General features: G+C 66.0%; 32 protein-coding genes, 2 tRNA genes and 1 riboswitch. Of the genes, 23 read left to right on the forward strand and 11 right to left on the reverse strand.

Annotation, left to right across the window (positions count from 1 at the left end; all coding sequences use genetic code 11):
* Positions 1 to 302: 302 nt before the first annotated feature.
* The 5 genes from OG300_RS05845 to OG300_RS05865 all read right to left on the reverse strand — a co-directional run bounded on the left by OG300_RS05845 (position 303) and on the right by OG300_RS05865 (position 1,951).
* Positions 303 to 698 (reverse strand): nitroreductase/quinone reductase family protein, encoded by a 396-nt coding sequence (locus OG300_RS05845; RefSeq protein WP_405492912.1) that lies wholly within the window; start codon positions 696 to 698, stop codon positions 303 to 305.
* Positions 699 to 728: 30 nt separating this feature from the next.
* Complete coding sequence (locus OG300_RS05850; RefSeq protein WP_405492914.1) at positions 729 to 1,043, reverse strand: DMT family transporter; 315 nt, start codon at positions 1,041 to 1,043, stop codon at positions 729 to 731.
* A 7-nt stretch (positions 1,044 to 1,050) separates the two neighbouring features.
* Positions 1,051 to 1,115: riboswitch (guanidine-III (ykkC-III) riboswitch) on the reverse strand.
* Between the two features lie 63 nt (positions 1,116 to 1,178).
* Positions 1,179 to 1,712, reverse strand: a complete 534-nt coding sequence (locus OG300_RS05855; protein WP_405492916.1) for a hypothetical protein — start codon at positions 1,710 to 1,712, stop codon at positions 1,179 to 1,181.
* 75 nt (positions 1,713 to 1,787) lie between these two features.
* Positions 1,788 to 1,862: transfer RNA gene (locus OG300_RS05860), tRNA-Val, on the reverse strand.
* Positions 1,863 to 1,876: 14 nt separating this feature from the next.
* Positions 1,877 to 1,951, reverse strand: a tRNA-Gly gene (locus OG300_RS05865).
* Between the two features lie 325 nt (positions 1,952 to 2,276).
* On the opposite strand from OG300_RS05865, the gene OG300_RS05870 reads away from it, so the two are divergent.
* Positions 2,277 to 3,473 (forward strand): glycosyltransferase, encoded by a 1,197-nt coding sequence (locus tag OG300_RS05870; protein ID WP_405492918.1) that lies wholly within the window; start codon positions 2,277 to 2,279, stop codon positions 3,471 to 3,473.
* A 256-nt stretch (positions 3,474 to 3,729) separates the two neighbouring features.
* Here OG300_RS05870 and OG300_RS05875 read toward each other — a convergent pair whose 3' ends face one another.
* Positions 3,730 to 4,578 (reverse strand): DMT family transporter, encoded by an 849-nt coding sequence (locus OG300_RS05875; protein WP_405492920.1) that lies wholly within the window; start codon positions 4,576 to 4,578, stop codon positions 3,730 to 3,732.
* A 136-nt stretch (positions 4,579 to 4,714) separates the two neighbouring features.
* Between OG300_RS05875 and OG300_RS05880 the strand changes: the two genes are divergently transcribed.
* Together OG300_RS05880 and OG300_RS05885 are read left to right on the forward strand one after the other, a co-directional pair.
* Positions 4,715 to 5,236 (forward strand): hypothetical protein, encoded by a 522-nt coding sequence (locus tag OG300_RS05880; RefSeq protein ID WP_405492922.1) that lies wholly within the window; start codon positions 4,715 to 4,717, stop codon positions 5,234 to 5,236.
* A 289-nt stretch (positions 5,237 to 5,525) separates the two neighbouring features.
* On the forward strand, positions 5,526 to 6,539 hold the full coding sequence (locus OG300_RS05885; RefSeq protein ID WP_405492924.1) for a DUF4232 domain-containing protein: 1,014 nt from the start codon (positions 5,526 to 5,528) through the stop codon (positions 6,537 to 6,539).
* 20 nt (positions 6,540 to 6,559) lie between these two features.
* Here OG300_RS05885 and OG300_RS05890 read toward each other — a convergent pair whose 3' ends face one another.
* Positions 6,560 to 7,174: a class I SAM-dependent methyltransferase gene (locus tag OG300_RS05890; RefSeq protein WP_405492926.1), complete on the reverse strand. Its 615-nt coding sequence runs from the start codon at positions 7,172 to 7,174 to the stop codon at positions 6,560 to 6,562.
* Positions 7,175 to 7,416: 242 nt separating this feature from the next.
* Between OG300_RS05890 and OG300_RS05895 the strand changes: the two genes are divergently transcribed.
* Positions 7,417 to 8,301: an alpha/beta fold hydrolase gene (locus OG300_RS05895; protein ID WP_405492928.1), complete on the forward strand. Its 885-nt coding sequence runs from the start codon at positions 7,417 to 7,419 to the stop codon at positions 8,299 to 8,301.
* A 92-nt stretch (positions 8,302 to 8,393) separates the two neighbouring features.
* Positions 8,394 to 9,431: a GlxA family transcriptional regulator gene (locus tag OG300_RS05900; protein WP_405492930.1), complete on the forward strand. Its 1,038-nt coding sequence runs from the start codon at positions 8,394 to 8,396 to the stop codon at positions 9,429 to 9,431.
* Positions 9,432 to 9,437: 6 nt separating this feature from the next.
* Here the strand turns inward: OG300_RS05900 and OG300_RS05905 are convergent, their stop codons facing one another.
* Complete coding sequence (locus tag OG300_RS05905) at positions 9,438 to 10,073, reverse strand: pyridoxamine 5'-phosphate oxidase family protein (protein WP_405492932.1); 636 nt, start codon at positions 10,071 to 10,073, stop codon at positions 9,438 to 9,440.
* A gap of 260 nt (positions 10,074 to 10,333) precedes the next feature.
* Between OG300_RS05905 and OG300_RS05910 the strand changes: the two genes are divergently transcribed.
* The 3 genes from OG300_RS05910 (at position 10,334) to OG300_RS05920 (ending at position 13,356) form a co-directional block, all read left to right on the forward strand.
* Positions 10,334 to 10,528 carry a hypothetical protein gene (locus OG300_RS05910; protein ID WP_405492934.1) on the forward strand — a complete coding sequence of 65 codons (195 nt, stop codon included), beginning with the start codon at positions 10,334 to 10,336 and terminating at the stop codon, positions 10,526 to 10,528.
* A 220-nt stretch (positions 10,529 to 10,748) separates the two neighbouring features.
* Positions 10,749 to 12,038, forward strand: a complete 1,290-nt coding sequence (locus OG300_RS05915; protein WP_405492935.1) for a tyrosine-type recombinase/integrase — start codon at positions 10,749 to 10,751, stop codon at positions 12,036 to 12,038.
* A 76-nt stretch (positions 12,039 to 12,114) separates the two neighbouring features.
* Positions 12,115 to 13,356 (forward strand): hypothetical protein, encoded by a 1,242-nt coding sequence (locus OG300_RS05920; protein WP_405492937.1) that lies wholly within the window; start codon positions 12,115 to 12,117, stop codon positions 13,354 to 13,356.
* Between the two features lie 10 nt (positions 13,357 to 13,366).
* Here the strand turns inward: OG300_RS05920 and OG300_RS05925 are convergent, their stop codons facing one another.
* Positions 13,367 to 14,077 carry a creatininase family protein gene (locus OG300_RS05925; protein ID WP_405492939.1) on the reverse strand — a complete coding sequence of 237 codons (711 nt, stop codon included), beginning with the start codon at positions 14,075 to 14,077 and terminating at the stop codon, positions 13,367 to 13,369.
* A 243-nt stretch (positions 14,078 to 14,320) separates the two neighbouring features.
* On the opposite strand from OG300_RS05925, the gene OG300_RS05930 reads away from it, so the two are divergent.
* From OG300_RS05930 to OG300_RS06000, 15 genes are all read left to right on the forward strand, one after another.
* Positions 14,321 to 14,494, forward strand: coding sequence for an excisionase family DNA-binding protein (locus OG300_RS05930; protein WP_405492941.1), 174 nt, complete (start codon positions 14,321 to 14,323; stop codon positions 14,492 to 14,494).
* Between the two features lie 157 nt (positions 14,495 to 14,651).
* Positions 14,652 to 14,894, forward strand: coding sequence for a hypothetical protein (locus tag OG300_RS05935; protein WP_405492943.1), 243 nt, complete (start codon positions 14,652 to 14,654; stop codon positions 14,892 to 14,894).
* Entirely contained in the window at positions 14,891 to 15,649 is a 759-nt protein-coding gene (locus OG300_RS05940) for a hypothetical protein (protein ID WP_405492945.1), read from the forward strand. Before OG300_RS05935 ends, OG300_RS05940 begins: the two co-directional genes overlap by 4 nt.
* Positions 15,646 to 17,724, forward strand: a complete 2,079-nt coding sequence (locus OG300_RS05945; protein ID WP_405492947.1) for a hypothetical protein — start codon at positions 15,646 to 15,648, stop codon at positions 17,722 to 17,724. The genes OG300_RS05940 and OG300_RS05945 overlap by 4 nt, the downstream gene beginning before the upstream one ends.
* The gene (locus OG300_RS05950; RefSeq protein ID WP_405492949.1) at positions 17,721 to 17,897 is read left to right on the forward strand and encodes a hypothetical protein; all 177 of its coding nucleotides are present in this window, start codon (positions 17,721 to 17,723) and stop codon (positions 17,895 to 17,897) included. Before OG300_RS05945 ends, OG300_RS05950 begins: the two co-directional genes overlap by 4 nt.
* On the forward strand, positions 17,894 to 18,811 hold the full coding sequence (locus OG300_RS05955; protein WP_405492951.1) for a terminase gpP N-terminus-related DNA-binding protein: 918 nt from the start codon (positions 17,894 to 17,896) through the stop codon (positions 18,809 to 18,811). Before OG300_RS05950 ends, OG300_RS05955 begins: the two co-directional genes overlap by 4 nt.
* Positions 18,808 to 19,254, forward strand: coding sequence for a hypothetical protein (locus OG300_RS05960; RefSeq protein WP_405492953.1), 447 nt, complete (start codon positions 18,808 to 18,810; stop codon positions 19,252 to 19,254). The genes OG300_RS05955 and OG300_RS05960 overlap by 4 nt, the downstream gene beginning before the upstream one ends.
* A gap of 23 nt (positions 19,255 to 19,277) precedes the next feature.
* Positions 19,278 to 20,177, forward strand: coding sequence for a hypothetical protein (locus OG300_RS05965; RefSeq protein ID WP_405492955.1), 900 nt, complete (start codon positions 19,278 to 19,280; stop codon positions 20,175 to 20,177).
* 174 nt (positions 20,178 to 20,351) lie between these two features.
* A complete protein-coding gene (gene ssb / locus OG300_RS05970; RefSeq protein WP_405492957.1) occupies positions 20,352 to 20,819 on the forward strand; it encodes a single-stranded DNA-binding protein in 468 nt (155 codons plus the stop codon).
* A 2-nt stretch (positions 20,820 to 20,821) separates the two neighbouring features.
* Positions 20,822 to 21,166, forward strand: coding sequence for a hypothetical protein (locus OG300_RS05975; RefSeq protein ID WP_405492959.1), 345 nt, complete (start codon positions 20,822 to 20,824; stop codon positions 21,164 to 21,166).
* Positions 21,167 to 21,224: 58 nt separating this feature from the next.
* The gene (locus tag OG300_RS05980) at positions 21,225 to 21,830 is read left to right on the forward strand and encodes a hypothetical protein (protein WP_405492960.1); all 606 of its coding nucleotides are present in this window, start codon (positions 21,225 to 21,227) and stop codon (positions 21,828 to 21,830) included.
* Positions 21,830 to 22,225: a hypothetical protein gene (locus tag OG300_RS05985; RefSeq protein ID WP_405492962.1), complete on the forward strand. Its 396-nt coding sequence runs from the start codon at positions 21,830 to 21,832 to the stop codon at positions 22,223 to 22,225. The genes OG300_RS05980 and OG300_RS05985 overlap by 1 nt, the downstream gene beginning before the upstream one ends.
* Positions 22,225 to 22,614, forward strand: a complete 390-nt coding sequence (locus OG300_RS05990) for a hypothetical protein (RefSeq protein WP_405492963.1) — start codon at positions 22,225 to 22,227, stop codon at positions 22,612 to 22,614. The genes OG300_RS05985 and OG300_RS05990 overlap by 1 nt, the downstream gene beginning before the upstream one ends.
* On the forward strand, positions 22,611 to 23,147 hold the full coding sequence (locus tag OG300_RS05995) for a hypothetical protein (protein ID WP_405492965.1): 537 nt from the start codon (positions 22,611 to 22,613) through the stop codon (positions 23,145 to 23,147). The genes OG300_RS05990 and OG300_RS05995 overlap by 4 nt, the downstream gene beginning before the upstream one ends.
* Positions 23,148 to 23,313: 166 nt before the next feature.
* Entirely contained in the window at positions 23,314 to 23,520 is a 207-nt protein-coding gene (locus OG300_RS06000; RefSeq protein ID WP_405492967.1) for a hypothetical protein, read from the forward strand.
* Positions 23,521 to 23,796: 276 nt separating this feature from the next.
* Here the strand turns inward: OG300_RS06000 and OG300_RS06005 are convergent, their stop codons facing one another.
* On the reverse strand, positions 23,797 to 25,695 hold the full coding sequence (locus OG300_RS06005; protein ID WP_405492969.1) for an alkyl/aryl-sulfatase: 1,899 nt from the start codon (positions 25,693 to 25,695) through the stop codon (positions 23,797 to 23,799).
* Between the two features lie 72 nt (positions 25,696 to 25,767).
* The gene (locus OG300_RS06010; protein WP_405492971.1) at positions 25,768 to 26,418 is read right to left on the reverse strand and encodes a DUF3159 domain-containing protein; all 651 of its coding nucleotides are present in this window, start codon (positions 26,416 to 26,418) and stop codon (positions 25,768 to 25,770) included.
* Positions 26,419 to 26,761: the final 343 nt, after the last annotated feature.

The raw sequence follows: 26,761 nt of genomic DNA on the forward strand, positions 1-26,761 counted from the left end.
TGTGCGGCCCTTCATCTTCGCCCCGAAGAATGGTCTGCCTTCACCAGTGGCGTGCGGCCGGGCAAATTCGACTGACGCGCGCGCTCACTCCGGCTTCACAAAGCGCCGGCCGGTAGCGGGCTGCCGTTCACCCGCCACCCTGTGCCGCGGTGGCCGCCGTGCAGAACAGGCCGTCGTCCTTGCCATTGATGGCCAAAGCTATTGTCTGACCCCATGATTGCGACGCCAGCGTCACCGTGACCGTGTGGCAGCGCGCACCGGCTGGTGCCGGATGCGAAAGTCCCTCGACTGGACCCGGACGATCACTGCGCGAGGTCGACCCGTACCGTCATCAGCTGCGTTCCCGCCAACCGCACCACCGTGCTGTTGGCGCGGGGCAGCGACCGCAACCGCGCGATCGCATCGTCCTCGGGCAGCAGCGTCGCGGTCCCCGCATGCCACACCCCCCGCAGCCGCACTCGAACCCGGTTGTCCGCCTTGATGTTCAACACATACTGCGACTTCTCCCCGAACTCCGACACCAGCCAGAACTCATTGCCGACCCGCCGCCCCCCGATCGGCGTCACCCGCGGCTCGCCACTCTTACGCCCCGTCGTCTCCAGCAGCTGCTGAGTCGGCAGCCGCCCGAGAAGCGGATTCCCGACCCGCCGCTGAAACGCCGTGACAATTCGAAACTGAAGATCCCGCCCAGTCGCCATGCCCCAGATCTTAGGTCCGATCCGTCCGCTCTAGCCGACCATTTTCAGGCCCACGACGCAGGCCACGATGCCACCGAGCAGCAGCACCTTCAGCGCGCTCACCGCCTCGCCACCGGTTGCCATCGAATATGTGACCGTCAGCACCGCGCCGATGCCGACCCACACCGCGTAGGCGGTGCCGATCGGCAGGGCGCGCATGGCCACCGCCAATCCGCCCATGCTCGCCAGTAGTGCGACACCGAAGATGACGGATGGCAGCAGTTTGCTGAAGCCTTCGGATTTGCCGAGTGCGGTCGCCCAGACCGCTTCGAGCACACCGGACAGGATCAGAATTACCCAGGACATGAGAACCTCCGAGGCCGTCTTGTCGCGTTCCGGGTACGGCTCCCTCGTCCGGGTCCCCAGGAAGGGGACGCCCCACCACCATCGCAAACCCGCGGCGATCCGGGCAAATCCCCGGCTGGTGACTTTCGCCTCCAGCTACCGGTCACCGATCGCCGGTTCCAGGATCTGCGCGGCGTGCACCGACTGGTCGCAGGTGTTGTCACCGCTGATCTGCACGTTGAGCACGCTGTCCTTGGTGCGCAGCGTGGTGGCGCAGCTCAGTGGCAGCGACACACCCCCGGCGGTGAGTACCTGCTGGGTGGTGAACGCGTCGCGGCCGTTTACCTTCGTGACCACCGGCGGCTGCGCGCGGCGCTGCGTGGCCTCGGACTCCGCGGAGGTCAGCGAACGGTCGTAGGCCGCGGTCGCGGTCGGCACCGCCGCCGGATGACTCAGCAGCAGCACTCCACCGGAATTCAGACCCCGGAACTGACAGCGCTGACCCGCCGACGCCGCGCTGGACGTGGTGCGATTGCCGGGATCGAAGCCCGCCTTGCGAATGACGCCGTCGTCGATCTGACACGGATCGAACGGTCCGGTCGGCTTGACGGTCGCCTCCACCGAGGAGCAACCCGCGACGAGCAACAGCGCGCTCGCGGCCAACCCGACCCGCGCGAGCATCGTCCGCACCGAAACCTCCCCTGACACACTCGAACCCGAACCAAGAACGAAGGCCCCGGCAACCGCCGGGACCTTCGTGAATCATGGTGCGCGATACTGGGATTGAACCAGTGACCTCTTCCGTGTCAGGGAAGCGCTCTCCCGCTGAGCTAATCGCGCGGGTATATCCCCCATGGAGCGGATGACGGGATTCGAACCCGCGACCCTCACCTTGGCAAGGTGATGCGCTACCACTGCGCTACATCCGCACGCTCACCCGGCCCGAAGGCCGATCGGCTTGCGGGACAGAACATTAGCCTATGCCCTGGGGCATTGCGCAAATCCGCAGCATAGGGGCGGGATTCGGGCGTGTCGGGCGACTGGCCGAGGGGTGTGGCGGCGGAACCGGTTGCGCGCCGGGACGTTCCGCCGACCAGATCGAGTCGGACGCGAAACCGCCGAATTGAAAAAAAGAAGATCGGGCGCGTCCCGGATCTTCTTCCCACTTCACTGTACAACGGGGTGGCGGGCTTGCGGCAAGACCCCGGTGTTCGGCTATAACTGCTGGTCGGTGGCCTGACGAGAGGAATGTCCATGCGGGTACTGCTGTCGACTATCGGATCGCGAGGCGAGGTACAGCCGATGCTCGCGCTGGGCCGGGAACTCATCGGCGCTGGCGTGCAGGTGCGGCTGTGCGCGCCACCCGACTTCCGCGGCCTGATCGGCGAATTCGGGCTCGAGTTCGTACCCGTCGGCCCAGAGGTGAGCCGGGCGGGAGCCACCCGGCAGGGCACCATGCCGACCCTCGAACAGCGCCGCGCCATGATCGCCGCTACCGTCGCCGACCAGTTCGAGGCGGTCGGCGCGGCCGTCACCGACTGCGACGTACTCGTCGGCTGCGGCGCACTGCAGATCGCGGCCCACTCCCTCGCCGAGCGGCACGGCATCCCGTACATCTACACCGCCTACGCCGCCAATACCCTGCCCTCCGAACAACTTCCGCCGCCCCCGCTCGGCCCCGGCGTCGACGCCTCCGCCGACGTCGCCACCCAGTGGAAGCAGGACGCCGAACGCTGGAACGCGCTGTGGAGCGACCCGCTCAACACCCAGCGCACCGCGATCGGCCTGCCAGTCGTCACCGACGTGCGTAGCTACATATTCACCGAACGCCCATGGCTGGCCGCCGATCCCATCCTCGGCCCGTGGCCGGACCCGTCCGACGACACCGTGTGGCAACCCGGCGCCTGGCTGCTCGACGAACCCGGCACCCTCGACACCGAACTCGAAGCCTTCCTGGCCGCCGGTGAACCGCCCGTCTACTTCGGCTTCGGCAGCATGCACCTGGCCTCCGAAACCGGCCGCGCGGCCATCGAAGCCGCACGTGCGCTGGGCCGTCGCGCCCTGATCCTGCGCGGCTGGTCCGGCCTCACCGTCATCGACGACGCCCCCGACTGCCTGGCCATCGGCGAAGTCGACCACCGCGCGCTGTTCCCACGCGTCGCAGCGGTCGTCCACCACGGCGGCGCGGGCACCACCACGGCCGTAGCCCGTGCGGGCGCACCCCAGGCAGTGGTCCCGCAACGCTTCGACCAGTTCTACTGGGCCGATCGCGTCGAAACCCTCGGCCTCGGATTCGCCCATGCCCCAGGCGAAGTCACCACCGAGTCGCTGACAGCGGCGCTCACCCGAGTCCTGGCACCGGATTTCGCCGCCCGCGCCCGCGAGGTCGCCCCGAGGATTCGCACCGACGGCGCTGCTATTGCGGCCCGCCGCATTGTCGAGTCTTGCTGAGACCGCCACTGCCACTGCCGCAGTCGGTTCAGCTCCGGATTTGTGCGCGGCCGACTACGACCGCCGCCCTGCGGGGAGATTCTCGAGGTCGCAACCGTGCCGGGCTTTCATCCGGTTGCCTGGAGCCGCGGTATGGGCGGCCGCGAACTCGCGCGTGCCGGTTCATCAGGGTGCGGACCGAGAACTCGCGGGAGCTAGCCGAGAACTCGCGAGTTGCGTACTGCCGGTGCGGTATCGCGCTCGGAGACGCCGGTGCTCAGACCACTGCGGCCTGGGCGCGCGAAAGGCGCACGGCCGCAATACACATGACGATCACCGCGACGGCCACGAAGCCGGTACCGATCGGGCCGCTGCGTAGGCGCTCGTCGAGCACCGTCATACCCAGGAAGGCCGCACCCAGCGGCTCCGCGACCGTGAACGCGGGCAGCGACGCCGACAGCGGACCCACCTGATATCCACGCTGCTGAATGTAGAGCCCGAGCATGCCCGCCCCGACCAGCACATACGGTTCCCAGCTGCTCAGGGCGGTGCCGATGCCGTGCCGGAACAGCTGCGTCACATGCTCGGTCAGCGCGGCCGAGATACCGAAGAGCAATCCGGCCGAAGCGCCCAGCAGCAGTGCCTGCAGCGTCGGCCGCTTGACCGTGGTGGCCACCACGATCGCCGCCACGATCACCCCGGCCAGCAGACCCATCGGCAACAACCAGTGATGCCAGGGCGCGTTCGCCACCCCCTCGGTCGGCTCGCCGATGATCAGGAAGCAGGCCAGCGCCACCGACAGCGCCCCGGCCTGCGCCCACATCACCGGCGTCACCTTCCGCCCGCTGTAGTGCGCGGCCAACGGCAGCGCGAACACCAGCGCCGTCACCAGAATCGGCTGCACCACCAGCACCGAACCCAGAGCGAGCGCGGCCACCTGGAAGGCGAACCCGCCCGCGTCCCCGACCATCCCGGCCAGCCAGCGCGGATTGCGAACCAGCTTGGCGACCAGCGCATCACCCTCCGGCACGTCCGCCGCCGCCCGCTGCTGCGCGACCGCGGACACCGCGAACAGAATCGCGCCGATGAACGCGCACACCATGGCTGCCACAGGTAGATGTCCCACGGGGTCAGTCTGCCGGACGCCCCGGGACGCTTCTCTGGCGGTCGCGTCCGAGGTTCCTGGCAGCGCTGACAGTAGGGTTGCCGTCAAGTTGCTACTCACGCGCGGGAGCCCACCCGCAACCTCGAAGGGAGCGAACTTGAAACTCCGCACGCTCGCCCTGTGCGCCCTGGCGGCCCTGCCCCTCACCGCCTGCACCAACAGCCAGCAGGCCTCCGACGCCACCTCGAGCTCCACCGCCCAACCGACCACCACCAGCGTGGCCCCCTGCGTCGACGACAACGGCCACGGCCCCGACGGCGCACCCCCGTGCAACCCCGGCAACGGCAACGGCGTCCCCCTCGGCACCGCCACCGAAATCCTCATGCCCGCCGACGCCGTCATGGGCGTCTACGTCCCCCAATCCTGGGGCGAGGCCACCGCCGGCCTGCACTGCGAAGCCACCGACCCCACCGGCGCGGCCCTCACCCTGAACCCGCCGAGCCCGGAACTGGCCGCCACCAAGGAAATCGGCGGCACCGCCTGGACCGTCGCCTGGACCTACGGCGCCACCCCCGGCAAAACCACCCTCACCTGCCGCGACGGCGGCAGCGGCCGCCTGCCCACCGACCAGGGCGCGCTCTTCGTCCGCGCCATCCCCATGGGAATCCCGATGCGCTGAAGCCAGTTTCAGGCGGACGAGTCCGACGGCGAGCCAGACCCGGAAGGTCGGCTCGCCGGTTGTTGTCAGCCTCCGCTCGATCACTCGGCGGGCATGTCCGTCGCGACCGGGACCTGTCGTCCGCCCCGGTTCGCGCGATTCCCGCTCGGAATTCCCTGCGCTGAGGGGATCGACCGGAATCGCTCGTGCGGTTTTCGTTGAGGCGCAACGTCATCCCTGGGATTTCCCCACGGCTCCCGACGGCCAGAACTCGACTAGGATTCGGGAGCTCGGGCCTGGGGAGGAATCGTTGCTGAAAACTCGTGCCGTATCGGTGATCTCGACGGTGGTGGTGACCACAGCCGTGCTGGCAGGGTGTGGGTCGCCGACATCCAGGGATGGGAACCTCGGCAGTACAACAGCATCCGCAGCGGCCAGTGCCGCTGCGGATGCCAGCGGTCACTGCCACCCGACCGATCTGTCGGCTACTACCGAGTTCGCTTCTCCTTGGGGTGAAAAGGGGATGCTGATGATCGCCTTGACGAACATCTCCGGCCGACCGTGCACGGTGCAGGGCTTCCTGGGGCTCGCATTCGGCGACGCTCCCGCCGTCACGATCGACCAGGCTCCGGCGCCGCCACAACTGGTGATGGTCGCCCCGAAGGGCAAGGCCGAAACGCTGGTACAGCTGACCCACCCGGACGGAGTTCTCAACGTCGGGGAGTGCAAGATGCCCTCCGCCTTGAATCTCGAACTACCCGGCGAGACAGCGACATTGAATGCGCTCGCGGACGCGCCGCATGCCCACGACGGGGTCCGCGTGTGTGCGAACGACCACTTGACGTCCAGGCCTATGACCGCTCCCGCCGTCATCTCGCCTGCCGCGGCGATCCCCGCCGGGATCCTCGACTGTAGTCCTGAGGCTCTCGAGGCCGCAGCGTTCCACAGCCTGGCCGGCAACGGCATGGGGCACGTCGGCGAAGAGGTCTGGCTCGCCAATGTCTCGACATCCGATTGCGTACTGCGCGGCACGCCCACGGTCGTGCCGGACGACGGCAGCGGTACCGCCCAACCGGCATGTGGGACGAACTGTGTGCCGTCGACCGACTCCGTCATCGCGATCCCGGCCGGTGCGGTCGTCGGCGCCAGCGGTTCGGCCGTGAACGGTGCGGGTAACGAATCTCCCTGCGGTACAGAGCAACCCTTGCGTGCGACGAGCGTACGCGTGTTCCTGCCGCACGATGGAGGCATCGTCACCGGGCCGTTCGGAGCGGCGCTCTATTGCCACGGCTCGCTGGCGGTCGACGATTTCAAGCCCCTGTGAACCCGTCGTGCGGCCCGCGGTCATAGTCGGGTCAGCCTGCCCAGCCAGGCCTGCACGGTTGCTGGCGTCATCAGGATTTCCAGGGTGGACTCGGCGAGTGAGTCGATTCGCCAGCCATCCGCGAAGGTTGTTTCGATGTCCTTGCGGGACAGGCGATGTGGACCCCAGTCGCCGGGCTGGCGGTCGCTGAAACCGAGCAGGACGTAGCGTCCGCCGCTGCGCAGGACCGAAGCCAGACTGTCGGCGTATGCCGGGCGGGTCTCGGGGTCGAACGTGTGGAACAGGCCGCAGTCGAGGACGGTGTCGAAGGTTTCGCCGAGGTCGGCCAGGTGCAGCGCGTCGTGCTGCAGGAATCGGGCGTCGAGTCCGCGCTCGCGGGCCTTGATCGCGGCGAGTTGCACTGCCCGCGCCGACTGGTCGATGCCGACCGCTTCATGCCCCAGACCGGCCGCCATGAGCGCGTGTTCGCCGGTGCCGCAACCGATGTCGAGGACCCTGCCGCGCAATTCACCGCGCTCGGCGAGAGCGGCGAAGGCGGGCTGGGGGCGGTCAATGTCCCACGGCTCCTTCGTGGCGTACGGGGCGTCGTGCCCGTCGCGGTGTGCGAGTTCCGGGCGGGGCGGGGGAGTGGACATCGCATCTCCAGGGGTAGGTCCCGATGAGCGCCTTCCGAGCCATTATGGCCCAGCCGGTACGGACGCGGCCGTGTCCGCCACGGTCACCGACTGCCGTTTCGGCGGCCTCCACGGTCAACGACTGACGAATTCGGACGGGCCCCTGACCGCTCCGGCCTTAGCTCTCGGCCGCCCGGATTTCCCGGCGTTCAATTCCCTCATGCCGCAGTTCGAGCGGCTGGAAACGCTGGAAGGAACCACCGATGACCGAGTACGTGACCCTCGAAAACGGCCGGATCGCCTGCGATGTGGTCGGCGACGGCCCCCTCGTCGTGCTCTCGCACGGCATGGGCACCATCCGCCAGGACTTCCGCCACCTCGTCGGCCCGCTGGCCGCCGCCGGGTACCGCGTCGTGAACGTCGATATGCGCGGGCACGGCGAATCCAGCATGGACTGGCCGTCGGTGACCGGGAAGCCCGCCGCCATCAGCCGCACCGACGTCGCGCAGGATCTGCTGGGCGTCATCCGCCACTTCGGCGGCCCGGCCGTGATCGTCGGGCATTCGCTCTCCGGCGGCGCGGCGACCATCGCGGCGGCACAGGCCCCGGAACTGGTCACTGCCATCGCCGAGATCTGCCCGTTCACCCTCACCCAGAAGTTCAGTGTCGCAACGTTTCTCACCAGTCGCCGCTACCGGCGCGGTCAGGTGCGACTGGGCCTGACCATGGGTGCGAAATCGCGGTCGGCCTGGATGCGCTACCTGGATATCGCCTACCCGACCAAGCCCGCCGACCAGGAAAGTCACCTCGCCGCCCTCGATGCCACACTGCGCCGGCCGGGGCGCTGGGAGGAATTCATGAAGACCGGAGCCACCACCCCGGCCGACGCGCATGCCTGCCTCGCAGATGTCGTGTGCCCCGCCCTGGTGATCATGGGTGCGGCCGACCCGGATTTCGCCGACCCCGCCGCGGAGGCGAACGCGGTGGTCGCGGCCCTGCGCCCCGGTCTGGGCCGCGTCGAACTGGTCGACAACGGCGGCCACTACCCGCACGCCCAGTACGCGGATCGGGTTGCCGCCGTGCTGCTTCCGTTCCTGGCACAGCACGTGGCGCGCCGCAAGGAGGCCGGGACCGGGCGCACCCGCTGATGCGGCCGTATGGCCTGTTTCCGGTGCGGGCGGTCCGTCACGGTCAGTTCCTGACCCTGGCGGCCACCTGCCCCGGCTGCGAAGATGACGACATGCCCGCGCCACGCCCCATCGTCTTCGTCGCCTACGAAGGCATGCAGTTGATCGAATTGGCCGGGCCGATGGACGTTTTCGTCTTCGCGAACACGCTGGCCCGCGAACCGCTTTACGAGCTGATCACCGCATCTCCGCAGGGTCGGCCCATCAAAGCGGACGGCGGGCTCACCTTGAGTGTCGAACATTCTCTGCGCGACCTCGCCGAATCCACCGACGACATCGACACCCTCGTGGTCGTCGGCGGATTCGGTGCGGTCGGCGCAGGCTCCGCCGACGTGGTGCGCGAACTTCCCGCCCTGGCCCGCAAATCCCGCCGCGTCACCTCGGTGTGCGCGGGCGCGCTACTGCTCGCCGCCTCCGGACTCCTCGACGGCTACCGCGCCACCACCCACTGGGGAACCGCCGAACACCTGGCCCGCACCTACCCCCGCGTCACCGTCGAACCCGACAGCATCTACGTCCACGACCGCAACCGCTGGACCTCCGCCGGCGTATCGGCGGGCATCGACCTCGCCCTGGCCCTCCTCGAGGACGACATGGGTCGCGAACTCGCCCAGGAGGTGGCCCGCGCCTTCGTCGTCTTCACCCGCCGCTCCGGCGGCCAGACCCAATTCAGCGCCCAGTTGCGCGCAGACCCCGCCCGTACCCCGGCCATCCGCGCCGTGCAGCAGTGGCTGCCCGACCACCTCGCCCAGGACCTCACCATCGCCACCCTCGCCCACCGCGCCGGAATGTCCGAACGCAACTTCGCCCGCACCTTCCGCGCCGAAACCGGCTCCACCCCAGCCGCTTTCATCGAGGACCTGCGCATAGAAGCCGCCCGCCGCCTACTGGAATCCACCGACCTCACCATCACCGCGATAGCCCGCACCATCGGCTACCGCCACCCCGAAACCCTGCACCGGGTCTTCACCCGCCGCCTGGCCACCACCCCCGACCGCTACCGCCAGCACTTCACCCCCAACCAAGATCAAGGAGCTCCCACCGATCGAATCCGGGCAGATTTCGACGGTGCGAGCTCCTTGATCTTGTAGGTCTGGTCAGAGCACGGTCGGCGGGGGGAAGCGAGTTCCGGTGCGGGCGTCGGGAATCGGCGCGGCGGGGGTGAGCGCGAGTGGGATTTCATCCGCCCAGGCCTCGACCCCGTCGTCCTTGTGCTCGTCGCGCGCGAATCCGCTGCGGGTCTTGACCGAGAACTCCACGATCGGCAACGACACCACCGCGGTGTTGTCCACCTCGACGTCATCCGGCCGCCGCGCCGGATACGGCCCCGAAAACCGCCCCGGCACCATGCCTTCCACGAACCGCTCGAGCGCCGCCGCCCGCTGCTCGCGATCCTCGACCGCACTCGCGCTACCGAAGATCATCACCGACCGATACGCCACCGAATGATGCGACGCCGCCCGCCCCAGAATGAGCCCATCCAGCAGAGTCACAGTGACGCACAACGGAATCCCCGACGCCACCCCCTCCATGAACCGCCCGTGCGCCGCCCCGTGCAGCAGTATCCGATCCCCGTCCCGCACCTGCAACGTCGGAATCACCAGCGGCCCACCCACACCGGTGAACCCCACATGCGCCACCCGCGCCTCATCGAGAATGGCATACGCCGCAGCCCGATCCCGCGTCACGCGCTCGGGATACCGCTGACCGGTGGTGCGCTCCGTAGCCGCCATAGCCGAAATCTACGGGCAACCGACCCGCTATCCGAGGTGCCGCGCCGCCCCTCCGCGCCGCGCGCCTACGGTTGTGACCATGACTCTCGCCTCCGCCGCAATCCTGGCCAGCGCCAGCGAAACCACCGGCAACGCGGTCGTCGTAGGGCTGCTGATCGCGTTCACCCTCGCCGCTGTGATCTTGTTCCTCGCCGCCGTGGTGAGCGTGCTACGTTCCCGCAACTATGCCTCCGGCGGCAAGGCCGTCTTGGGTCCTGGTGATGCTGGCGTTCCCGCTCGTCGGCCCACTGTCCTGGTTCATCTGGGGCCGCACGTCCACCATGACGAATTCGGCAGGGCTCCGAGTTGGCCCCGAAAGTCGAGCCCCGAGCTCGAATCCGGGTCAGGACAGCAGAAAGGCCCGGTGTGAACCGGGCCTGATCTGGTCGAAATATGGTGCGCGATACTGGGATTGAACCAGTACCTCGCGCCGAAGGTCTACCGTCGATGTACAGCGAAAATGGCTCTGGGCCAGTATCTTTCAGGCCAGAGCTTCATTGCACTGTTGGGCATCGACACACATCGGTACACTTCTCTCAGTTCATAACGAGTTCATAGTAGCCGCTGGCTGATCAAGTTCACGTGAACTCGAACGAACTGAGATCCCCAGACCGCGTGAAGCGAGGCGGTGGTGGCATGGTTCGGGGGAAAGGGCGCAGGGACAGAAAGGCGGGCACGTTCGGTTCCGTCGACCAGCTTCCCAGTGGACGCTATCGCGCGCAGTACTTCGGGCCGGACGGTCGAAGGTACAAGGCTCCTACGGGCTTTCTGACGCAGGGCGATGCCCGCGCTTGGCTTTCCGTCGTACATGCGGAGATCATCCGAAAAGCGTGGCAGCCTCCCGGCCTTGAGGTCGCAGAGGAAGTGAAGCTGACCTTCAAGGAGTACGCCGAGCGGTGGATCAAGAACCGCGACCTGGAAGATCGCACCCGAGAGGACTATCAGGGCTGGCTCGACTCACACATTCTGCCTGTGCTCGGGGAGTACCCGATTGGGTCCATCGAGGAGCAGGAGATCCGGGAGTGGTACTCGAAGTTGAGGCCCGGCGCGCCAACCCTTCGCGCCCGCGTATATGGCTTGTGCTCAACGATTTTCAATACAGCCCTTGCGGACAAGAAGATTCCAGTTCACCGAAACCCGTGCCGGATCAAGGGCGCCGGAAGCGCTACGAGGGCGCGCGTAATTCGTCCCGCGACTCTGGGGGAGCTTGAAACGATCGTGAGCGCCTTACCGTCGCGGTACCGGTTGATGGCACTGCTCGCCACGTGGTGCGCTCTGAGATTCGGTGAGCTGACCGAGTTGCGTCGTAAGGACATCGACCTACCGCGCAAGAAGGTGTACGTCCGGCGTGGCGTAGTGAGGCTGAAGAGCACTGTGCGGGGCGTAGCAGTCCGGAAGGTCAAGGCCCCGAAGTCCGAGGCAGGCAGTCGAGACGTTTCCATCCCGCCGCACCTTATTCCGATGATCGAGGACCATCTGAGAGACCACGTCGAGGCGGGGCCGAACGCGTTGCTGTTCTCGGCGGTCAACGGCGGACATCTTGCCCCATCGACCTTTTCACGCCATTGGTACAAGGCCTGCCGTAGTGCCGGGCGGTGGACCGCGGTCGAGGAAAGCGATCCCCTGGACAAAGGCAAGGCTGATCTGACGTTGCACGATCTTCGGCATACGGGGGCAGTACTCGCGGCGCTGACCGGTGCGACACTGAAGGAACTCATGGAGCGGCTCGGACACTCGACTCCCGGCGCGGCGATGAGATATCAGCATGCGGCTCAGGACCGAGACACAGCCATCGCGGTCGCGCTGTCGAAATTCGTTGACCCCGAGGTTGATACCACCGCGACCGACAACCGGCGAGCCCAGGCGGCATCAGTCCATCGACAGCGACCGCTCGGCAAGTCGACGCGAAGGCGGCCGAGGACGTGATACGACGAAATGCGTTGGCAATCTTGGAAAAATGTCTGCCAGTCATGCTGTACTGGGGCGGCATGGGGAGGCATGAATGAACATCACCGGACGGGAGCTCACCCGACCGAATGAGCAGCTCGACCAACTCATCACCAGGCTCGGTATCGGCAACAAAACCATTGCCCGGAAAATGGTTGAGTACAGCCAGGCTGACGGCGGCGATCCGGTCAGCCCCGGCGGTAGCACGATCGGCCGGTATCGGTCAGGCACGCATCGGCCGAACACTCGCAGCGCTGAGGTCTTGGCCGCGGTGCTTGGTGAGTTCACTGGGCGACCGGTCGGACTAGCAGAAATCGGGTATCAGCCTGATGATTCCGAATTGCGCGGATCTGGCCGTCTTCAGACCAGACTGGCGGGAGTGCGTACAGGGCTGATGCCACTAGGGTTTGACACGATCGATCCCGCGATCGTCGATCATCTCCAGTTCCTGCTGGCTGAACATGTCCGGATGGATGCTCTCACAGGGCCGCGTTACGTCCTGGAGGCGCTGCGTGGCGAGCTGACGCTCGTTGAGGAGCTCTGCGGCAAGGCTCGGGGGCGCATGCGGGAGCCGTTGCTTGAAGTCGGCGCGCGATTCAATGAGTTCGCGGGTTGGCTCTTCCAGGACTCAGGTGATCTGGAAGCGGCAATGTACTGGACCAATACGGCCATGGACTATGCCGAAGAGCTCGGGGACACCCATCTCACGTCCTATGTGCTGATGCGGAAGAGCAACATCGCGACCGATCGCGGATTCGCAGCAAAAGGGATGGGGCTCGCCAACGCCGCGTTGCGGCGGTGGGATGAACTCACTCCAGAACTTCGAGCAGTTGCCCTCCGGCAGTTGGCGAACGCTCACGCGATGCTCGGTGACGTCGACGATTGCCGCAACGCGTTGGACAAGGCGATGGCCGAAGCACTCGAAATCGACTCGGACAGCCCTGGCAACTTGGCGAAGTACTGCACGCCCTCGTACATCGAGATGGAGGCCGCCCACAGCTGGGTCCGTCTGGGGGAACCGATGCGCGCGATCGAGACCTACGGGTCAGGGCTTGCGAATTGGCCGGCGTCTCAGCGGCGAGATCAGGGACTCTGCGCGGCGCGGATGGCTTCGGCCTGCCTCGGTGCCGGTGAGTTCGAGGAGGCCAAGCGGATCGGTGAACAGGCTGCGGCTCTATTTCGGTCGGCACCGTCAGCTCGATCGTTGTCAGTCTTGCGGGACCTATCCAAGCGCGCAGGAGCACTACGGGGCAACGCTGGTAGCGAACTAAAAGCGACATTGTCGCAGGTCGTGTGAAGAGAGAACACTACCTTTGAAGAGTTTCGAGGTGGTGCTTGAATGACCCTGACAGTGAGTCTAGTGCCCGCTTACCTTTTTCTGCTGTACCCAGTGAAGGAAATCCGATAACTCCGCTCTGCGTGTATTCGGACATTCCCTCTAAGAGCAGAAACTTTCTGTCGTCGGCTCGCCAATCGGCGGTCTCATATCCGACGCGAAGAAGCTCGGGCGTGACGTAAAGAAGTATGGAAGTCTCCAGTTCGCCAGCGTGCATATCTTCATGGCCGTTTGTCTTCATGCCAGCGTCTGTACGGGCCTGATTCGAGTCGACAGGCAGTGGAAATAGGGTCATGGATCGGTCTGCTGCGTTGGCTTCCTGGACGACGTTCTGTAGTACGTAATTTCCTCCGTGGCCATTGACAAGGACAATATGGCTAATCCCAGATGAGCGCAGCGATTCGGTGATGTCCTCAATTAATGCGATCAGGGTGGTAGCTCGAATGCTTACCGACCCGGGGAAACTTGAATGCTCGTGTGAAAGTGAAACTGTGATCGGCGGAAGAAGTAGTAGCGAATAGTCTTCGGCAATCCGCTTCGCGATTGCACATGCGATCACCGTGTCAGTAACTAGAGGGTGAAAGGCACCGTGCTGCTCAAAGCTCCCGATCGGCAATACGGCGACGGTGGGCTTCTGTGCTTGTACGTCTGCGGACGTTGCGATCGGTAGCAGATGTTCCACGCGAACCAACATACCGTGCGCGCCGTGCAGAGCACTGCTTGTACGGCGAGGGTGCACGGGGTGTAGGGGCCCAGGGGTGTGCACCCCTGATGCCTCGTGTGCTCACTACTACGCCCATGCCGTCGCGAGTTCTGCTGTATCTCAACGGGTTTCAGTTCCCGAGAGACACAGGAAGGAACGATCGCATTGACAAGCTCAAGAGGGCATCGAAGGGGTGAAGTGGCCCGTTCTAGCAGTGCGTATATGCGACTGCAAGACGTGGCTGAACTCTTCGACGTACATGAAGTGACTGTGCGCCGCTGGATTTCGGCGGGACGACTGACCGGCTACATGGTTGGCCCGAACAGCATCCGCGTGCGTCGCGACGAGGCAATGGCGCTTCTGCGCCCCATCCCTACCGTGGGTGGTGCGGCATGATCCGGATGTCGCTGCTACTGCTCGCAATTGCGCTGGCTGTAAGCATTTTTGTACCCCAGGTCGCCGTTTTGCTTCTACTGGCGATGGTGCTGTTCGGAGTAGTCGGAATGGTCTGGAGTGCATCGAGTCCGTTCGGTCATCGGCGGGGTGGTCGGCGATGAACGACTACCTCATGTTCGACAGCATCGACCGCGATCGTGCGGGTGTGCCGATCTCGCCGATGGCGTTGGCCGTGCTGATCCTGTTGGGGCTTGTGTTCGCGGCGGGCGTGTATCTGGGTGTGTTGTTGTTCGGCACTCGGGAGGCGTTGCCGTCCACGGTCGTGACGTGCCCGGCCCCGGGGACTTCGCAGGTTGCGGTGTGGCCGAAGGAATGCCCGCGTGAGGCGGGGTCGCGATGAGTGAGCCGCAGATCAGGTTGCAGCCGTGGGAGACCCGGCTCGATGAGTTCATTGCCCAGCAGTACGGGTTGTCGTTCGACACGTTGGCCAAGGCGGTCGGCAAGGGTCCGCGGGCTGCGCACAAGTTGGCGCGTCGCTTGCAGAAGGTCGGCCATGTGGAGGTGGCGCGGGTGGATTACGGGTCGCCGGGCCCGTGGCGGAACTCGCAGAACTTCGACGATCCCAGCACCGTCCCGCACGGCCCGCTCTGGATCTTCTCCGAGCGCCGAATCGCTTGGGGCTACCTGGAATTCGACCCGGGAGAGTGGCGACCGAAAGCCTCGACAGCCGCGCATCTGACCGCGGTCACGGAGTTGCGGCTGGCGCTGACCGGGTTGGACACCGATCCGCAAGTGTGGACAAGTGAGCGGCTGTTGCGGCGGCTGCTGAAGTCCGAGACCGGCCGGATCGATGTCCACCTGCACGATGCCTGGTTCCGCGATTATGCGGATCCGGACAAGGTGTGGGGCATTGAGGTCGAGCTGTCGCGCAAGTTCGGCGAAGGCCGCCTCACCCGGGCGATCTCGGTGGCGCTGGAAGCGGCCGAGCGCAACGACCTGGCTGGGGTTCTGTACTTCGTGCGCGGGCCCGGTCTGCGTCGTGCGGTCGAAACGGCCGCGGCGCGGGTCGCGCATCAACGGAATCTCAGCACTCTGCCGAATCTCGAAATCCATGACCTGGACACCACTTTGACCCAGAAGGGGGTGCGGTCATGAGCGGATGCGTCCCCCTGATCACCCCGCAGGACTGCGGCACCGATCCCACGGTCCCGCCCACGACCACCACCGCGGTCCCGATACCCGAGCCGTCACCCACCCCGGGAACCTTGGTGAGTTCGGCTGCCCCGCAACAGCCTTCGCCAAGTCGGTTCGACAACCAGACGTTGCCGAATGGGTGGCATGCCCCGAACTGGAGCGTTCACGTCTCCAGCGTCACCGACGTGTTGGCCTGGTGTGCCACGCTGCTGCTCGGGCTCGGTTTCCTGGTCGTGCTGGCGGTGGGCATGAATGTGTTCGCGAACTGGCGGCGCTGGGACGCCCGACAGGTCCGCAACTACGCACTCGGCGCACTGGCATTGCCGGTCGGGGCGATGGTGCTCACGAACTCCTGGTTCGCGGCCCCGGGCCTGTGGTGGCAGGGCACTCGCGTGCTCGCTGATTCCGGTCTCGGTAGCGGGGCGCTGGTGGCGATGACCGCCGGGTGCCTGCCGTTGGCGTGGGGTGCCGCGGCCTTGTATCGGGCGCGGTTCCTGACCCGGCTAGGCACAGAAGGTGTGGATTCGCCATGGAAGACCCGGCGGTTGCTGCGCCGTCAGCAGCACGGCCAGGCGCATGCCGCGCGGCGGGCCGCGAAGTACGGTGCGCCACTGACCACTGGCTGGTTGAACAACAGGATCGTGCTCGGTCCGTTGTCGGAGCGCACGGATGCGACGCAGCCGACCACGGTCACGCAGCTGACGTCGAAGCGGTCGGCGAAGTTGGAGATCCCGATCGAGGGTCTCGGGCACATGATCGTGCTGGGCAAGTCGCAGAAGGCCGGTAAGACGACCATGCAGGTCCGTCTGGGCACCGCCCTCTACGAAGCTTATTGGCGACGGTATGTGCGCACCGGTGAGAAGCGTCCGCTGTTGATCTTCCTGGATTGCAAGGGCGGCAAGCCCGGGCTGGCGACGGGCCGTCAGGTGGTCAAGATCGCGCATCGTCAGGGTGTGCAGCCGCAGCGGATCGCGTTGTGGCCCATCACGAACCGGTTCGACCTGTGGGACATGTCCGTCGATGATCAGTGCGCCACCTTGGAGTCGATGATCAATCCGGTGCAGGCCACCGACGCCGGTGCCGAGCATTTCAAACAGAACCGCATCCGCGTCGTGCAACTCGCGGTGAATGCGCCGGGCGGCAAGCCCATCAACAAGGAGGATTTCCAGCAGCGCCTGACTCTGGATTGGCTCACGGATGCGTGGGCGGGGCATGACGCGATTTTGGCGGAGATCAAGGATTTGCAGCAGAACAAGCCGCCCGCGATCGGGGACGTAGCGGGCAAGTTCCGCAACATCTTCAACGCCATCGGTGAAGGCTTCGACGGCGGCCGCCCCCTGGACTCCTTCGATGTCATCTACGCGACCACCCCGGGCACCGTGCGCGGCGAGTACGCCCGCGCTCAGGTCGCCGCGATCACGACGCTGATCTCTCAGTTCGCGTGTGGGGAGCATGACCGGCAGATCGTGTTGATCATCGATGAGATGTCGGCGGTGTCGGACAAGACCGGCGGCATCAACCAATTCACCATCGCCGAACGCCTTTTGGGCATGGGTGTGGTGGCGATCTTCTCCGCCCAGAACCAGTACGGACTCGGTCAGAACCAGGACGAACGCCGCCGCCTGCTCGAAGCCTGCCCTTCCGGCGCCCTGCTCATGGCTCTCGAAGGAGCGGGCAAGGTTTCGGAGGTGTTCGGGACGCGCCCGGTCACGGAGAACTCCCGGCATTCCAAGAACGGCAAGCCCGGCGAGGAAGGCACCCTGGGCAACCGCGAAACCTTGTTCATCGACCCGAATCGGTTGGCGGAGTTCGACCGCGGCGACGTGGTGTGGGTGCACGCGCTCAAAGCCCAATGGGGGCATGTGATCCCGGTCGACTTGGACGAGATCACCGAACTGCCGGCGGATCCGTTCCCACAGCGATGGGCGAACAACACCCAGCCGCGGGTGCCGCTGCGCGCGGTCCGTGATCTGGATTCCGGGCGGGCCCGGCGCGCGGATCTCGGGTTCGACGGCGAGGGCGGTGAGGTCGCATGACCGACTACTTCCGTTCGATGGCCGCCTACGTGGCCACCCAGAATGTCCACTCCCGCACCGACACCGACCGCCCCGGACAGGCCATGCCGCATCGGGTGGCCACCCCGGACAAGCAGGCGGACAGCGGCGAGGACACCCCGGACATCCAGGCGGACAAGGGGTGGACACGATGAGCACGCGTATCGATAGGCCGCGTGGTCACGCGGTGGCGTGGACCGGGTTCGTGTTCGGGTCGCTGACCTCGGTGGCCACCAACGTCCTGCACACCTTCCTCCCGACTGTTCACATGCCCAGCGGGTTGGCCTTGACGATCGCGGCTCGGGTCGGGTCCGCGGTCTGGCCGATCGGGCTACTGCTCAGTGTCGAGGTACTTTCCCGAGTGGCGTGGCGACGCGGACCCTTCTGGTCCGTGGCGCGCTTCGGCGGGGCGGGCACGGTGGCACTCGGTTCGGCGGTGATCTCCTACAGCCACGTCCGAGATGTACTGCTGGCCTGGGGGTACGGGCATCCGGCCGCCGAGTTCGGGCCGCTGACCTTGGACGGACTCATGGTGGTGTGCGGGTTCGCGTTGCTGTCGATGACACCACCCGCCGCGGTCAGCCCGCGTGAACAGGCCGAACCGAATTCCGTTGGGACATCGCCAGTTCCGGCCCGAGCGCTGAAAGTCCCGGCCACCCGCGAGATTCCGCTGGCGGCCCAGATCGAAGCACTCCCGGATCCTGTCCGCCCCCTGGCCGAGGCGGTGGCCACGGTGTCCGGACAGACGGACGCCACGGTCGACGGCGCTGTCACCGGGGAGGACATCGAGGCGGACAGCCGCCGCCTGCGGGCGCGGGAGTTGCAGGCGCAGGGCTGGACTCACGCCCGCATCGCGACCGAACTCGCAGTCAGCAAACGCACTGTCCGCCGCTACCTGTCCGCCAGCGCGGACACCGAACCGGCCACGAGTGACCACACGGTCAGCGCCGAGGCCACCCCGGTGTCCACCCCGGACGGTGCGGACACCACGCCGAGCCCGTCGGCCGTGGGCTGGCTGACCGAGATCGACACCAACCATCACGACAACCATCAAGGAGTTCCGGCATGACCGCCAACAACCCGGGCCGGGGAATCGATTGGGACGGTGAGCTGCAAGCGCTCATGGAGTCCTCCGGCATCGAACTCACCGACCTCACCCGCCCGAACTGGACTACCCGAGCCCGCCGCCGCATCCGCGGGGCTCGCGCCTTCGCGGCCGCGATCACGGTCACGATACCGCTGATGTGGCTGACGGCCGCCTCCGGTGCCCCGGCCGCCACGGTAATCCCGTTGATCGCCTGGTTGATCGGGTGGATCGGATACGGCGCGTGGATCAGCACCGGCCGCCCGGACTGGTCGATCACCGGCCACGCCGCCCGCGACCTCGGCAGCACGGTCTTCCACGCGGGGTCGCGGTTCTACTTCGCGCATTCCCGCCCGGCCCGTGCCCACTGGCGAGCCTGGCGCGCCGCGGCAGCCCGCAACCGCATCACCGCCGAAACCCCCGCCTGAACCCACGAGAGGAACGAATTCCCATGTCTGGTAGCGAAGTCGATGAACTCGCCCGCAACTGGCCACAGCTCGCGGCCTTGATGTTCCAACTGCTGCAACGCATTCAGCGTGCCAGCGCCGATGGCTCGGTCCGCCTCTCGCGCGCCGACTACAAGCAGTTCTCTGCTGAGCTGCGTGACGCGCAGAAGGTGATGAACCACGAGATCACCACCACCCGCGCCTGGTATCAGGCCCGCACCGAGAACTATCAACGCGAATCCCACGCTGCGAAAGCGCGTGCCGCGGCCGGTGCTCCCGCCGAGGAGCAGGCCAAGGCGACCGCGTATCTGTCGGGGCTGCGGGCCGGTATAGAGCACACCGTCCATGACAGCGTGCTCACCGCCGAACAGCGCGGCCAGGTCGTACAGGCCCTCGACGGCGTCGACAGTGACGCGTCTAAACCATTGGCACGCAACGTCTTCCAGCCGATCTCGGGAACCGCGGCAACACGTGCCCGCCACGCGGCGGCGGCCAGCGAACATAAAGTGGCCGAGCATCGCGAACGCCTCACGCAGACCACGACCGCGGCCGCCGTCCAGCCGGAGAACGCGGGGATCGAGCAGCTGCGCCAGGACAACGCGCGCCGCTTCGACGACCTCGCCGGACGCCTGGCGGCACTCGAAGAACGCATCAGCGAACTACGGCCCAAACAGGTTATGACGGCCGCGACCAATGGTCATGGTGTGCCGAGTGAGAACGGCAAGGCCCGCCAGCGCGCCGAACAGCACGCCGAGGCCCAACACCCCAACGGCGCGAGCCCGCAGGCAGAAGCCGCGGCCGAGGTCGAATACGCCGAGCCCACCGTGAACCAGCAGCCCGGTCCGACGCAGGAGCGAGGCTACGGGCAGGCGGGGTCGGCGGCGCAGATGCAGGCCGAGGCATAGCCCGAACCGGCTGTGCCCCAAGGGTTTTAACAACAACACAGAAATGGAGGTACCGCTATCGATCGCTGAACGCCCGTGATGCTCACGCATCACAACCCCTGAGGCTTGGACAACCTCACCGAGAACTCTGTTTTTCGGAATCCGAATTATTTCAACAACTTTCAGGAGCATGACATGTCCGGAGAGACGACTCTCACCATCATCGGCAACCTGACCGCCGACCCGATCATCCGGTATCTCAACGACACCGGGGACGCGGTGGTCAACTTCACGGTCGCTTCCACCCCGCGGGTCTTCGACTCGAAGACCAAGGCGTGGAAGGACGGGCCCGCCCTGTTCATGCGCTGCACCCAGTGGCGCGAGGCGGGCGAGCACGTCGCCAACTCCCTCAACAAGGGAGACCGCGTGATCGTGGTCGGGAAACTGTCGCAGCGCGACTACACCGACCGCGAAGGCATCAAGCGCACGGTCATGGAGTTGGTGGCCGAGGAGGTGGGGACGTCACTGAAATACGCGGTGGCCAAACCCGTCCGCTCCAAGAACCGCAACACCGGGCGACCGAATCCCCAGCCCGACAACAACCCCGGCGTCGATGACGACCCGTGGGCGAACGTCCGGGCCGACAAGGACGAGGTGGCCTGATCATGGCGTGCATCGAAGGCCGGACCGCGACCGGTGACGGCAACGGCGACATCACCGTGCACTGGCACGAGACCACCGCGCAGGTGTTCCTCGAAATCACGTCGGAGGGCCCGCGGGTGCAGATCACGTGGATGCCGACGCCGGAGACCGGGATGCGGGTCTACCTGCACCTGGCCGAGACCGAGCACCTGGCCGACATGCTGACCGGGGCGCTGATCACCCACGCTCAGGTAGAGGCCGATCCCGGCAGCATCACCCCGGACTGGGCAGCCAGCCCGAATCCGGATGGCGCTCCGGCGTTCCCGCTCTACTTCGGGCCGGACGCGTGGCCGTTGGAGGAGTTCTGATGAACAAATCCTTGTGCCACAACGCCATTCACCACACCAACCTGAAAGGAATCTGATCATGGCGTACCTGGGAACCGAGGCGAACGCTGCCTCCAACGGCGAGTACGGGCGAGGCGGCCATGGGTCGATCGTGACGCATTGGCACAACATGCCCGATGCCACGGTCGAACTGCTCGCCGCCGACGACATCCGCGGTGATATCGAGATCCGCTGGTATCTGAAGCCCGAGTACGAGGGCATGCTCGCCGATCTCTCGGTCAGCGAGGCCCGTGTCCTGCGGGACCGGCTGATCGCGGCGATCAACGAGTTCACCGGCACCACCAGCAGCGGCGTCATCGACAACGAGGTCAGCGACGCGGTACCCGTCAACGTGGACGGCACCGTGCTGACGCCGCACAACGCCCTGGTGCACTGCTACCGCTGCGGTGGCCGGATCGCGTTGGTGTTCAACGGGACCGACTACTGGTGGACCCACGAACCGCACTCGATCAACGATCACGAACCCGTCCAGACCGAGAAGATCCCCTGCGCCGTGTGCGGCGAGTCGGTGTATCTGGTCGACGACGGGATCGAGGTCTGGTGGGCGCACACGGTCGATCCCGACGACGGCCACATCGGCATCGTCGCGACCGCGACCACCACGGTGATCGGGGAGGTGGCGTGATGGGGCGTCATACCCTCGCCGCGCACGCGAACCGGTACGGCCGGTTGATGATCGCCATGGAACCGGGCGCGGCTTTCCGGTTCACGTTCCTCTACGCCCTCGCCGGTGAATACCGTTCGGTCACCGCCGAACTGCCGCGCGAGAGCCTCGGGGAACTCCTGGAAGCCATCACCGACGCGCTGCAGGACAGTGCACCGGTCGACGGCAGCGAGCCGATCATCGCGGACGCGAAAGCGCACGCGGTGTGGGTGGCCGAGCTGATCAAGGAACGCGACGAACTCACCGACCAGTGCAAGGAACTGCTCGATCAGGTGCAGTGCCTGCAATGGGATTTGAGCGCGTTGCACACCCAGCACGGGCTGTGCTCGCCACGGCCGGTCGTCGGGAGAGCGTGATGGATCCCAACATCACCTTGCGAGAGATCCGCAGACTCGTTCACGGGTACACGGAAATTCGCGAGAACGCGCCCGACCGCTCCAGCAAGGTCGACGGGCTGATGTTCTGCCTCACCGAATCATTCACCGATCTCGATCGGTGGCTGTGCCGCGGCGGAATCCTGCCCCGAGCCTGGACGACCACCACCGGGAACCCGGTGCCGGTCGCTGCGAGCGAGATTCAGATCATCGACCGGACAGTGTTGTCCGCGGTGATCGGGACCGTGTTGGCGGACCTGCGTGACGTCGGGGTGATCGTCGGCGACATCGACGTCGCGGACGAACAGATCGTGTCGGCGATTCAGGCTCGGTCGACGGAGTTCACCGACAGCCAGGAGGTTCCGGCATGAACCCCAACATCGCGCTAGCCCGAATCCATGGACTGATCGGCGAGACCCACGCCCTCACGGGTGAGGTCTACGACGACCGGAACATGGCGGTCCGCATCCTGGATGATCTCACCGAAGCCGTTGAGGTCCTCGACAGGTGGATGTCGCGAGGCGGCGCCTTGCCGGAGGCGTGGATGTCGCAGACGCGCATCGATCGGATCACTCCGATGATGTGTTGCGGTGAACCGATGTCGGTGTTCCCGACACGGTTGGCCGATGACTCCGAGACGGGCTACGTCATCGTGGTGTGGCACTGCTCGGAATGCGGTCACTGGGAGCCCTACGAACCCCACCCGATGGATCCGGACGTGACGGTGCCGAACTGCTTGTGCGGTACGGCCATGGTCGATGTTCCGGTGTCGCAATGGGATTCGTGTCGATTCCGGCTGGCCTGGTGCGCCGAGTGTGGTCTCTACGAGACCTGGGGCACCGAGCCACTCCGCCGTCACGGCAATGACGCCGAGGACGACCAGCAGCAGGAGCCACGGTCATGACCGCGGCCTCGTGCTACCGGTGGTGCGGATGCCGGGACTGCTTCGACATCGTCGTCGGAACAGCCAACGCCTTGACCTTGTGTGATGACTGCACGGAGGCCGGGTGCGAGATCGGCAACGGTGAATGCCAGCGAGAAGACTCCTACGGAAACTGTGGTGTCTGATCATGGCCACAGCCAAGAAACCGATGAGCGCCCGAACGGAGCTACGGCTCGGGCGGGAGATCCAGGAACAGTACGACCGGGGTGCCAGCTGGGCCGCGATCGCCGTGGACTTCGACTTGTCGAGGTCGAAGGTGATGCGACTGGCCAGAACCTACCGAGACGACTGTGATCGGAGAGCTCGCCAGAACCAGCTGACCCTGTTCGGCTGAACCCTTCGGACACAACTGAAAACCAACTGAATACCGAACAAACGGAGTCCGTGCCAGCTAGAGACTGGCACGGGCTCCGCCCCTTTTCTACCAGGTGCCCGCAGCCATCGATGCCGGGCATCTCCGCGAGCCATCCGCCCGCACATGGTTGCCACCGACGTCCGTGGCCTGTTCGATCAGCGCGGTATGCGGCAGAATAGTGCGTTTCCGTATAGCTCCCGTCCGTCGATGGGAGGTGGTTCGGTTTGGCGGGAGCCTCATACGGGTGTGGCCGGTTCAGGGGGTGACGATGGCGAAGTTGGGGTCTGGTTCGTCGAAGAGGGTGGTGAGGCGGACGAAGCTTTGAGCGTCGCCGTCGATGGTGATCGCGCCCGAGGCCAGGGCGGCGCTCAGGTCTTGTCCGGCGAGTAGTACACCGATCAGGGTGGCCCGGGTGAGTGTGAAGGTCACCTCGGCGGGCGGCAGGTTCGCGGCGTCGGGGCGGTCGTAGTGCACCAGCACACCGTTGCGCAGTTCGAGGCGGCGCACACGCTGCTCGTCGGTGAAATGCCAGTCGCTGGTGGCGGTTTCGTGCCACGCCTTGGGTCCGTCGAGGCGTAGTGAGATCGCGTCGAAGACCTGCTCGACGGTGAGTGCCGCGAGCATGGTCGGTGAGGTGGCCGCGGTCGGGGTGCCGACATTGCCGTTACGCAACTCGTAGGCGCCCATGAGATAGAAGTTGCGCCAGGGCGCGTTCTCGGAGCCGTAGCCCAGCTGTTCGAAGGTGCTGGCCTGCAAGGTTTTCGCGGCCTCGTTGGTCGGATCGGCGAAGATGACGTAGTTGACCACTTGCACCACCCAGCGGTAGTCACCGGCGTCGTAGGCGACCCGGGCCTTGCGCAGTACCTCGTCCGCGCCGCCCATGAATTCCACGTGCCGCGTGGCGCTCTCGACCGGCGGGTGCTCCCACAGATGCGCCGGGTTGCCGTCGAACCAGCCCATGTAGCGCTGGTAGATGGCCTTCACGTTGTGGCTGACGCTGCCGTAGTACCCGTGGGTGTGCCAGGCCGCGGCGATGTTCGGCGGCAGTTCGATCATTTCGGCGATCTCACTGCCGACATACCCCTGGTTGAGTCGCCGCAGGGTCTGATCATGGAGGTAGGCATACAGATCCCGCTGCAGGGACATGTATTCCACCAGCCGGTCGGTACCCCAGGTCGGCCAGTGGTGCGAGGCGAACACGACGTCGGATTCGCGGGCGAACAGGTTGATCGATTCGGTAATGTACTGCGACCACACATGCGGGTCGCGCACCAGCGCGCCGCGCAGGGTGAGCAGATTGTGCAGGGTGTGGGTGGTGTTCTCGGCCATGCAGAGTGCGCGGTGGTCGGGGAAGTAGAAGTTCATCTCCGCCGGCGCTTCGGTGCCGGGGGTGATCTGGAAGAGGATCCGCACCCCGTCGACGGTCTCCTCCTGCCCGGTGTGGGTAATGTCCAGAGTCGGCGCGATCAGGGTGAAAGTGCCCAGCGAATTCGTCTGTCCCAGACCGGATCCCACCGTGCCTTTGGGTCCGCGCGGCAGCACGGCGCCGTACATGTAGGCGGCGCGGCGTGTCATGGCGGTGCCCGCGTAGACGTTCTCCGCGACCGCGTGCTCGAGGAATCCGGCCGGTGCGATGACAGGGCAGCGGCCCGCGTCGACGTCCTCATTGGTGGTTACACCGAGCGCGCCGCCGAAGTGATCGATGTGCGAGTGCGTGTAGATCAAGCCGGTCACCGGCTTGTCGCCGCGGTGCTCGCGGTACAGCGCCAAGCCCGCGGCCGCCGTCTCGGCCGAGACCAGCGGGTCGATGACGATCACCCCGGTCTCGCCCTCGACGATCGTCATCTGCGAAAGATCAAGTCCGCGAATCTGATAGATACCCGCCGTGACCTCGTAGAGGCCCTGGCGCACGTTCAACCCTGCCTGGCGCCACAGACTGGGATGGACCGAGGCGGGGCAGGAACCTTCCAGGAACCCCCACGAGTCCGCGTCCCACACCACGTTCCCGTCGACGCCCTTGACCACTCCGGGCTCGAGCGCGGCGACGAATCCGCGATCGCAGTCGGCCTGATCGGTGGTGTCGGCGAACGGCAGCTCCGCCAGTGCTTTCTGATGCTGCTGGTAGATGAAATCGCTGGGATCGGTCGAGGTCATCGTGCACCTTCCTGCTGCGGGCCGGGACAGTCCCGGACCCTGTGTCGGTTGGTCGGATCGAGAGGGGCTCGGTCAGGCCCCGGCGGGGGCGGCCGGGGTGTTGTGGTGCAGGGATCGGCGGATCCACAGCCACGTCACGGCGAGCATCACCACCAGGGCGGGTTTGCCCAATACCAGGGCCACCGAGCCGAGCAGCACCACCTTGTTCGCCGCGTACAGCGGCACCATCACCACCAGGTGCACCGCCCAGAACACGAACCACGCCAGCGTGACGCGCCTATGCAGCCGCAATCGTGCAGCCGGATCCGCGGCCTCGGCCGGTTCCAAGCCGATCCGGCGGCTGATCCAGTGCGAGAGCGGGCGTCGCGGCAGCAGCAGCGTGATACCGAACGCGACCGCGCACACCGCGCAGATCAGCAGGTCGGGCAGATAGAACGCGCGACCTTCTCCGGTGAACCCGACGAACAACGAGAACACCACCACCAGAGCCACCGATATGGCCACGACCTTCACCGAGTCCCCGCGCGCCAGCCGGTAGCCGCCGATCCCGAGCGCCACCGCCAACGCGATCAACACACCGATCTTGGCGTTCCACACCCCGTACCCGATCAAGAACCCGATCGCGGGCGCGGCCCCGTCCAGAATGTGTTGCGGGCCCCCGAGCGCGGTGAACTTGCCCCACATCTCGGCCGCGGTCGAGCGCGGTTGTTCGACGGACTCCATCGTCACCACCTGTTTCTCGGCACAACAAGAAGCATTCAGCGAACTATCAGCTATCGACATGCTGCCACGGATCACGCCCGAATCGCGAACATCGAGACTGCCCGCCATCTACATCGAGCCCCACGATTGCAGTAGGTAGGTCACATTCGATGCCAGCGATGTCACCACATCGGCGAGATTCAAAGCGGCGGATCCGAGGTCGATGATCGGAGTGTTCACGGTATGCCCTTTCGTAGCTTCAATCGCCTTATTGCAGTCTCACTGTAATAAGAGGTCGGGGGGTGTGGCAACGACCTGCACACGGGCATCGAAAACACTTCCAGGAAGCAATTCCAGCGAAACA

The organism is Nocardia sp. NBC_00511, from assembly GCF_045161165.1.
In the GTDB taxonomy this organism is placed as follows: Bacteria; Actinomycetota; Actinomycetes; order Mycobacteriales; family Mycobacteriaceae; genus Nocardia.